Here is a 736-nt window from a genome sequence, read left to right on the forward strand (position 1 = left end):
CCGCCGCCGGCGGGGGCCCGGGCGGCGGCCCCGCGCGCGCCCCCGCCCGCCCCCCCCCCCCCCCCCCCCCCACTACCGGTCATGAGGCCATAGGGTCCATGCGTACGGGTAGTCTCCGATCTGCTCCGACAGACCTGCCCGGATCGGATTCCCCAGGATGTACATCGCATGCCGACGCAGCGACGCATCGGAGCGAACGGCGTGATCGTGGTAACCCGCTTGCCACAGCGCACCACCGCGACCCCGCGCGCGATTGATCGCCAAGGCGGTCGATGATTTGAAGCGTCGAGCGATGTCGGCGAGCGGCTTCGTTTTCAGTTCCAGCAACCAGTGCAGATGGTCGGGCATGACGACCCAGGCAAGGGATCGTGCATATCCACGTTCGTCCATTTCCTTCAGGCCGAACATCGCGATCACGGAAACGTCGGGATCATCAAACCAACGCCGACGGTTGTGGCAGACCATCGTAAGGACGTAGGTCTGTCCTGGAATGGAACAGCGCCCCACGCGTAGCCGAGAAGAACTCATGGTGCATCGTCATTGATTCCGCAGCCCCGCGGTGTCGGGCAAGGCCGCAAGCGCTTATCGCGGAATACCACGAGAGCGTAGTGCCGGCCGCTGGCCGGCTCTGCATGACCCACAACGTGACGGGGTAGTGCCGGCCGCTGGCCGGCTCCACGGAGCGTCTGCGATCACGAACAGCATGGCGCGATGACGGAATGTTGCAGAGCCGGCC

Annotated in this window: 1 protein-coding gene; it reads right to left on the reverse strand. The window is 65.8% G+C overall.

From position 1 onward, the window contains the following. Positions 1 to 72: 72 nt before the first annotated feature. Positions 73 to 528 (reverse strand): transposase, encoded by a 456-nt coding sequence (locus QMX81_RS20910; RefSeq protein ID WP_282264406.1) that lies wholly within the window; start codon positions 526 to 528, stop codon positions 73 to 75. Between the last annotated feature and the right edge of the window lie 208 nt (positions 529 to 736).

The organism is Stenotrophomonas sp. PS02301 (genome assembly GCF_029959485.1).
Taxonomy (GTDB): domain Bacteria; phylum Pseudomonadota; class Gammaproteobacteria; order Xanthomonadales; family Xanthomonadaceae; genus Stenotrophomonas; species Stenotrophomonas maltophilia_Z.